Genomic DNA, 8,621 nt, shown 5'->3' on the forward strand with positions numbered 1-8,621 from the left:
ATTGATCTTGGAGCGATATATAAACTATTTGTTGCCGCCGTGCCCATGCTTTTACATCAACGCCTAAAGCAAGTGCATGGCCTATTCTATCGCCTTCACTCATTTGACAAAACTCAACAGCTTCATCGATAGCTCTTAGCCCGGAGATTAAATGACTGTAGTCTTCGCCAGCATGAACCGTGAGAAAAGGTCGCCGCATATAGTTAGAAAAAGGAAGCGTTGGTGACACAAGTCCCGATCTTAAAACTCTTAGTGCGGGTGCAAATACTTCTATAGGTAGCTCATTTTCGTTACCCGCCACATCAAAACCCCGAATTAATTTCCTTAAATCAACATTTTTAGCTGGTTCAGATAGGTTTTGATAGCTAGTAGTCAGACACGCATAGGTACCAGAAGCAAAAAGCTGTTGAAAACTTCTAACTAAGCCAAGCATATGCTCGTGCGACTGAGTAAAAGAACGAGCGCCTTTACTGCCATCTTTGGTGAACCCTCTAGTAAAATGAACAACGAAGTGGGTATGTTTTGATTTTCCTCTAACTAACAAGTGACTAGCTATTTTTTCTAAAGCTATCGGAGCTAAAGTGGCCCGGTTAATAACTACATTAGGAGATACGCGAAACTCTCGCTGATTATCGCCATCAAGATCATGAGTTAATGAGTGTGCACCATAATTAAATTCTCTGGTGTCAATAGGCTTACGAAAACTAAAGCCGAAATGCTCAACAAACTGACCTAAGCCCACGCCTGTCACTAGCATGTAACTACGTAGTATATTAGCGCAAAGTATAAGCTGGCTTAAAATGGCATTTTTTCTACGCTTCAGCGTCCCTTCGATACTTTCGAAGCAAAATGCTAACCAACGCTTGGTTTCTTCCTTGTTGCTATCTAATACATACCTCATAACACTTGTAGCTGGGTATTCTATGCTGGCATGTGAATAGATAGACAATAATTCATAGTAATTACAATTGATCGATACATCTGCAGCCATTGATGATGCAGCTTGCTTTGACAGTACGTTTAACCAAATTGGTAAAGCGTCCTTTTCGAGCAAATTAGACTCAAACAGTACGTGCTCATTCCGCTTAGGCCAAATGACCTTTTTATTTGGCTTTTTGTCTAAATAAATAGCAAAGTTTAATAGAGAAAGAGACGAGCTCCCATGTCCTCCCAAATGCACATGATTATCAGAAAATGAATTTACATAAGAGCGCTTGGGTATTGCGAGGTGACACTGCTTCTCTAAAATTTCAGATAACTTATCGTTTGATAACGGAAAGCTAAAAGTGTTACGTAAAGCTGTTGCGATGATCCACGCGGGATCTATATAATTAATTAAACTCAACCAGTCTTCAAGTAATGGCTTTTTTACTTCAAAGCAATCACCTTTCCATTCAAGGAAGGTGTTTGCAAGTTTAACCAAGCTAAACTCAATTGGATTTTCGCTCTGTCCCTCAAACCAATGCTCAAATGCCATTTTAACATCCTCTTTTCGCAGGTCTGCTTTAACTAGGCTTTGATAGTCAAATGCCGCTAGAGCCAGTTCATCACAGTAGCTATCAAGAGAGCTCAATTTATTATATAGAATTAAGTTTAACAATCGGTCTGAAGTCAATACAACAACAGGTATCAACCAACGATTACTAATTCTCTGCATTCTTACTTCCCAAACTTTCTAGGGCATCTCTTAAACCATTCAAAATTTGCATTTCTTTGGAACCGCCAGCCAACTTACGTCCACTAATTTCAGATTCAAGATCTGAAATATGACTTTCTATTTCTTGAGTATTAAATATAGCTCTAGCTTTATCTTTAACGGCTTTTCGTTTCGCTACGCCTAAGGCTTCAAGTAATTTGTTTAGAATCATTCCTGAATTATCCATCCATAAGTTATGAATGTGGCTATTGAGTGAGTTTGTTGCGTCAAAAATTGGGTGATTCCAAACGGCCTCTAACAAAACACTTCTATAAGAGTCATGGTCTTTTGCTTTTTTAGAATTAAAATCAACTAAAGTTCTTACGTTTCTGACTACCACACGGTCTTTACTACCAAAATTTGCATGATTTCTTAGGGTTTCTAATTTTGCTTTTTGTGCCGTGTTAGCTTTCACAATCAACCCATCTGTAACTAAAAAAGTCGCAAATGCATTGACAGTGATATATTCAAACCTTTTAACAACATCTTCCAACGTTTCACCAGTGTAAGGGATTTCAGCCGATTCTCTCAGTAGTTGTAGTGACGTAAATACCTTATTAAACACGCTATGAATTAGCGGAAGAACACTAGGTGAAGTCCCCAAAACATTTAATAAATTTCTATATTTTTCTTGCCATTGAACCATGCTACTCGCAATTTCTATTATCGCACCGTTGGTGTCTGCATCCGGTAAGTTATCTTCATTCCCTTGACTTGAACTTAAACTTTGCACTTCATCAAAATATTTCGTTGGATTTAAAGCATGGATACAGTAAAATGGAGGTCGGTTAAGCAAGGATTGGAGGTAATCTTCCCATTCATCTTGACTATGCTGCTTGGTATATATGAGAGAAGCTGTAAGTAACTCGAACGCACGACTGAAAAAAACTTTCGCAGTGGTGTTTCCCATAGTGGTATAAAAATCTCTATGAGTGTACAAAGTTAAAACTCTCGAGCCGTCGTTAGTACCAGGTACAGTCATCTTTAAGTTGAACAACTCAACAGGAGGCAAACTCCTCAACACGGTATATGTCGAGCCCAAAGTGGCATCTAAAATACCTTGATTACTTTTTTGATCACTTTCTGATTTAAGACGAGAGATCGCTCTTTGCTGTTCTTTAGCAAAATCTTTTGATGCCCAAGAAAAGCCTGCAGCATTTTGCATTTTTGGACTAAAAGCAATTAATTGGCTAATATCAAAATCAACAAAATTGATATGGGAATAAGTTTTTACCGACTCAGCATTTGTGTATGCAACGCCATGTTGTTTTTGCTCAGCCCATTGTTTAAAAGCCGACCATTCGATTTCTTCGAGTGATTGATTGGTGCTTAAATTAATTGCAGAAAGCAGCTGTTGTATTTCTCTCGGTGTTTCGGGTGTAGGCCAAGATTGACTGCGTTCCGCACCGTTAGTCAAATGATAAAAACGTTCGAGAAGTTTACATTGAAACGAACGGTAATCGGGTACACCTATCATGCCGACAATATTCAAAGTTGGCAAAATTTCTTGCACACCAGCGAGGCGAATACGGTTAGGGTTAGGAAAAATTTTAGTCAAATATGCTTTATTAAGCGAAGACGCAAGTACTTCACCTCGGTAACTTGTGCCTAGTTCTTGTCTGAAGTGTAATTCGGTTATTTGTTCATATAGTGAAGTGTCACCACTAACAATAGGTATAATTTGAGGGCAACTCAATAGCCTGCGTACGACATCTAATACTTCAAACGCTTTTGATAACGACATATCAACGTCATCAATTGGTATTGCGAGCGCTTTCGAGCTGAACACATCGCAAGCACAAGTGATAAAATTATGGAACAATTTTTCCAATTGAACGCCAGAGCGGTATTTAATAATTCGATCGACTCCAGTGTAGCCTTTAAGATCGTTACTTTCGGTCATAGCATCTGCAAGTAACTTTAAAGCTTGATAAAACTTTCGTTTAGAATCCTCAGTAACATTGTTTGCCTTAATATAGTCTTCAACTTCATTATAAATTTGCGCGACTACCACATTGGCGAAACTGTCGTGATTATGCAGCAAAGTCGGGTCAATTGTGTTTGTTATAAAGAGACGTTTACTGTCTGTCCCTTCTAAATCCCAACGGCGGCGAACATTTTTTAAGAAAATAGTTTTACCACTCCCCCTACCGCCGTCGATATAAATTGCATCATGGCAGACAACCGTTTCTTTACTATTTTTCATTTCTACGTAGCTTGTTGCTACGTCGATCGATTTTTCGAGAATCGAAAACAACTTTTTCCATGCAGACTCTTGCCAAAACTCATCTCCTTCAAGTGAAGTAGCGAATTCAGGCTTATCTAAGTTAATGGTCATTCCATTCATTATTAATGCAGATCCTTATCCGTTAATTCAATTTTGTCTAAGCTCAGAGAAAATAATCAACTCCAAGCAACACTCAATTTTGTTGATCTAGTATCAAGACTGTTATTATTCTATACGCTTTGCTGAGGAATAGAGCCCGAGTAAGATACCCTTCAATGCACTTAAGCCTTATATGCTGGGCAATCAAAAAGGCCTCTATATAATACAGAGGCCTTTAACTAATTCCAATATCAGGTTAAAAAACTACAAAGCCTTACAGCGGTTCAATGCTTGTAAATAATAGAAATCGCCATAGTTTAATGGTGAGTTCAGTTCATCGTTTGCTGGGTAGTTGCCTGTTGCTTGTTTTAGCAAGAAGTGACCATTTTCACCTTTGTCTGCCAAGTAAGCCGGTGATGATAATGTGCGTAGCATTTTCATCGCTGCATCGTAATAACGCTTAGATTCGGCCCCTTCAACAAATGTTGAAAGTTCTAACAAGGCACTCGCAGCTAATGAAGCGGCAGATGAGTCTCGGTATAAAGTTGCATCAGGATATTTAGGTGCGTCGTAGTCAAAATATGGCACTAAATCTTCAGGCATATTTGGGTGGGTTAATATGTAATTGGCAATGCCGCGCGCATGGTTTAGGAATTTTTCATCTTTAGTATAACGGTAAGTAACTGTGTAACCGTACAATCCCCAGCCTTGGCCGCGTGACCATGAAGAGTCATCCGCAATACCTTGGAAAGTTTGTTTCCAATTTGGTTTGCCTGTTTCTCTGTCGTAATTCACTAGGTGGAAAGAGCTGTAGTTATCACGGAAATGATGCTCCATTGTGATGGTTGCATGGCTAATGGCCGCATTTTTATAAGTTGGATCACCAGTAATTTCAGATGCACGGTACAATAATTCCAAGTTCATCATATTGTCGATAATAACTGGGAACTCCCACGTGCCCCAACTCCAAGAGTAGGTTACGCCAATTTTAGGGTTGTAGCGCTCCATCAAAGTTTTTGCAGCATTTACAATCACTTCTTCATACGCTTTATTGTTAGTTAAACGCAAACCATTGCCGAAGCTGTCATAAATAATAAAACCAATGTCGTGGGTTTTGCGGTTGTATTGGTTGTCTTTTAACGCAAGAGTCCATTCTGTTGCTGTGTCTAACCAGCTTTGATTTTGGTTATGTTCATATAAATTCCAAAAGCTGCCGGCAACAAAACCAGTTGTCCAACCTAGTTTAGGCTCAAATCTAGTTACGCCATTGCTGTACGATCTCGGCACTTGCGTTGGGTCTGTATAGGCTTTTCTAAAGCCGTCATATTGAATGGTCGCTTGGTCTAATGCCGCACTACAAAAAGCTGCGTTGTCTGCTGGCCAATCAATTTTTTTCGAGTAGGTGACTGTATTCGGCACCTTTTCTTTTGCAGCAGGCGCTGATGATTGTTTATCAGTAGTGCTACACGCAGTTAATACACATGCAGCAAGAAAAGAAGGAAGAAGATGTTTGTTTTTAATCATCACAAAACTACCTATATTGGTTATTTAGATTTTCTTATTAATCATTAATGCTTATAACTCGTCTTTGCATAACAATTATAGAAACAAGGAAAAGTAACAAAAATGCCAATGCTGTAAGTGCAAAGTTGTATTTTAAATGCGCCATTTGCTCTAACAACATGTGTCTGTCTATTATTTGTGCATCCATGCTCTTACTAAGAATAGGTTTTAGCTCTTCAGACAATGACTCCTCAAGGTAGCGGACATCATAAATTCTGGTTTCGTAATTGCTAAATGCTCCAACTTTATCTTGTACTAAACCCAAATATAAAAACGATTTTACGGACATCGATATGCCGAAAAGTAAAGTCATAAAAAATATAAAAGCTAAATACTTATTTCCCATGTAAGCAACCTTAATAAAAATTCGAGTTACGCTAACCAGCCCGCGAGCGAACAATTTTTCTAATAAATAAAAAGATTCCACCCAACAAAGCTAACAATATAACCATCCCTTTTAACCAATTGGGCATGGTAGAAACAATCTCTGGAGCCATCCCTTTAAACAAGGCAAAAACTATCACTACCGCAAGCGCAATTATAAACTTAACCACTTAAACCCGTATCCTGTTGAAATGTAGCTTCTGAAAAGAGCCCATTAGAAAGTTAAATATGCTTAGCCCTATATGATAGACCCTTTTTGACAAACTTTCCGCAAAATAAACATATTCAATCATTTTAAATCACATATTTTCAACCTATATTTATATCTGAGCTAAAATAGGGTATCAATCTTATGCTTCTGCGCCTTTTCGTTAAGAAAGGTGCTTTTGCATCAAAATTTTTATCGTTGAAGATAACACTGGTAATAAAATAATGATTAAACAACTAATACTAACAATAACCCTGTTAGGTTTGCTGGCATGCTCAAATAGTGGGCCAAATTCCGATAACCTAAATTCAATAACTCAACCAAGTAACCTATTGGTTGAAGACAATGTTGCGCCGCTCAATGTACACAGAGCAAACCCGACTTTGTCGTGGTATGCAAATGTCCGCACACAAACTGCTTATCAAGTGCGTGTTGCTAGTAGCGAAGCACTATTAGCTGCAGGTAAAGCAGATTTATGGGACAGCGGCAAAGTAAACTCTGGCGTTTCAGTTAACATTGCCTATCAAGGCAAACCACTTACAGCCAACCAAAAAGCAGTTTGGCAAGTACGAGTGTGGTCAGACACAAGCAATGAACCAAGTGCGTGGAGCCAGCCTAGTTTTTGGGAAATGGGTTTAATAACCAAAGCTGATTGGCAAGCAAAGTGGTTGCAAGTAAAAGAGCGAACCGTCGCAGAGCCAAAAGGTGCAAGGTTAGACTGGATGAAATATGCAGCTAATGTTCATCCTGCAATTAGCGAACAACCGCCAAAACATAAATTAGAAACACAGTGGGGCGTGGTTGAACAATTAAAACAGCAACCAACCGCCAGTTTATTCCGTCACAGTTTTACCACTGCCAGCGATAAAAAAGTGGCGCGTGCTAAGCTACATAGCACCGCAGGCGGCTATTACGAAATATTTATCAATGGCCAAAAGGTAGATGATAGATTAGCAGACCCTGGGCAAACAGATTTCGACAAACGCATTTTATACAACACAGATGAAGTAACCTCGCTACTATCGCAAGGGCAAAATACCATTGCGGTACATTTAGGCAGCGGCTGGTACGATGAAAATATCGCTTTTAGCAAATGGGCAAATCCGGATGCCGCAAAAGGTAAACAAATTCAAAAAACCTTATCGTTCGGCCAACCTAAATTTATCGCCCAACTAGAAGTAGTCTATGCAGATGGCAGCAGCGACATTATCACGTCAAACGAGAAATGGTTGTCGCACCCATCTCCAATCTTAAAAGAAGGATTATTCTCGGGCGAATTGTACGATGCTAACCTAGTTGTAAAAGACTGGAATGTGAACACCTCGACACAAAATTTAGCCAACTGGCAGCCAGTAGAAGTATTAAACCAATGGCCAACAGAACGTTTAGAACCACAACTTTTACCGCCTATTCGAGCAGTGAAAAAAGTAACCCCAATAAAAATTTACCAACCACAGAAGAATGTTTGGGTGTTTGATTTTGGTCAAAACTTTACCGGTGTACCTACCATTAATTTGAGTAAACTCAAGTTAAAACCTGGCCAAGCTATCCATATGCGTTATGGCGAATGGGCAGATATAGACGGCAATTTAAGCCAAAAATCAGGCGGTGGTGCACCACTGTTAAAACAAGTTGATACCTATATTGCATCTGGCAATGACCAATCAACTTGGACACCTACTTTTACTTGGCATGGCTTCCGTTATATGGAGCTTACTGGAATTGACTTTAAGCCAGAGCTAGATGCTGTTGTTGGCCATTTACTCCGCAGTGATGTAGAAATTGCCGGTAAATTTAAAAGCTCAGATCCGCTGATTAATCGAATTCACGACATGGCGCTATGGAGCTACGAAGGCAACTTAATGGCAGTACCTATGGATTGCCCTATTCGTGAACGCGCAGGTTGGACCGGTGATGCGCATGCAGCGCTGATCACAGGTAATTACAACTATAACATGCAAAATTTTTGGCAAAAATATTTAGGTGATTTTGCAACCTCAAGCCATATCGCACCAGCTGTAGTACCAGGAAAACGTTCGCATGGCGGCACTTACGATTGGGCGGTAGCTGAAGTAATAATTGCATGGGAACATTACCGCCACCATGGTGATTTGCAAGTAATCGCCAATCAATACGAAAGCATGGTCGAGTACATGGATGCAGCAGAAGCAAAACTAACCAACAATTTATTACGTGAAGGTTATGGCGACTGGTGCGATCCAGTGCGTAAACCTGGCATGACACGTAAACGCTGTAATCCAGAATATACCTTACCGACCATGACGACTTCAGGCTTTTTAGCACACGGTGCTGAGTTAATGGCCAAAATGTCGGCGTTATTAAATAAACCTGAAAAAGCGCAGCATTACCAAGCTTTATTTGAGCGCATTGCCGCCCAATACCATAAAGAGTTTTATAATCCAGAAACTGGCCACTACGGCAGG

4 protein-coding genes and 1 pseudogene are annotated in these 8,621 nt (G+C 39.6%); 1 reads left to right on the forward strand and 4 read right to left on the reverse strand.

Annotated elements, in window-relative coordinates; translation table 11 throughout:
- The 4 genes and pseudogenes from WSC_RS23575 to WSC_RS0120180 form a co-directional block, all read right to left on the reverse strand.
- Positions 1 to 1,657 (reverse strand): annotated as a pseudogene (locus WSC_RS23575) (hypothetical protein); the annotation flags it as partial.
- The gene (gene rdrA / locus WSC_RS0120170; RefSeq protein WP_157447372.1) at positions 1,644 to 4,043 is read right to left on the reverse strand and encodes an antiviral RADAR system adenosine triphosphatase RdrA; all 2,400 of its coding nucleotides are present in this window, start codon (positions 4,041 to 4,043) and stop codon (positions 1,644 to 1,646) included. The pseudogene WSC_RS23575 and the gene rdrA, both read right to left, overlap by 14 nt.
- A gap of 243 nt (positions 4,044 to 4,286) precedes the next feature.
- The gene (locus tag WSC_RS0120175) at positions 4,287 to 5,546 is read right to left on the reverse strand and encodes a glycoside hydrolase family 88 protein (RefSeq protein WP_016957772.1); all 1,260 of its coding nucleotides are present in this window, start codon (positions 5,544 to 5,546) and stop codon (positions 4,287 to 4,289) included.
- A gap of 37 nt (positions 5,547 to 5,583) precedes the next feature.
- Positions 5,584 to 5,931: a hypothetical protein gene (locus tag WSC_RS0120180; RefSeq protein ID WP_016957773.1), complete on the reverse strand. Its 348-nt coding sequence runs from the start codon at positions 5,929 to 5,931 to the stop codon at positions 5,584 to 5,586.
- Positions 5,932 to 6,401: 470 nt separating this feature from the next.
- On the opposite strand from WSC_RS0120180, the gene WSC_RS23580 reads away from it, so the two are divergent.
- A partial coding sequence (locus WSC_RS23580; RefSeq protein ID WP_040395312.1) for a family 78 glycoside hydrolase catalytic domain occupies positions 6,402 to 8,621 on the forward strand: 2,220 nt, incomplete at its 3' end.

The organism is Catenovulum agarivorans YM01 (assembly GCF_000281085.1).
In the GTDB taxonomy this organism is placed as follows: Bacteria; Pseudomonadota; Gammaproteobacteria; order Enterobacterales; family Alteromonadaceae; genus Catenovulum; species Catenovulum agarivorans.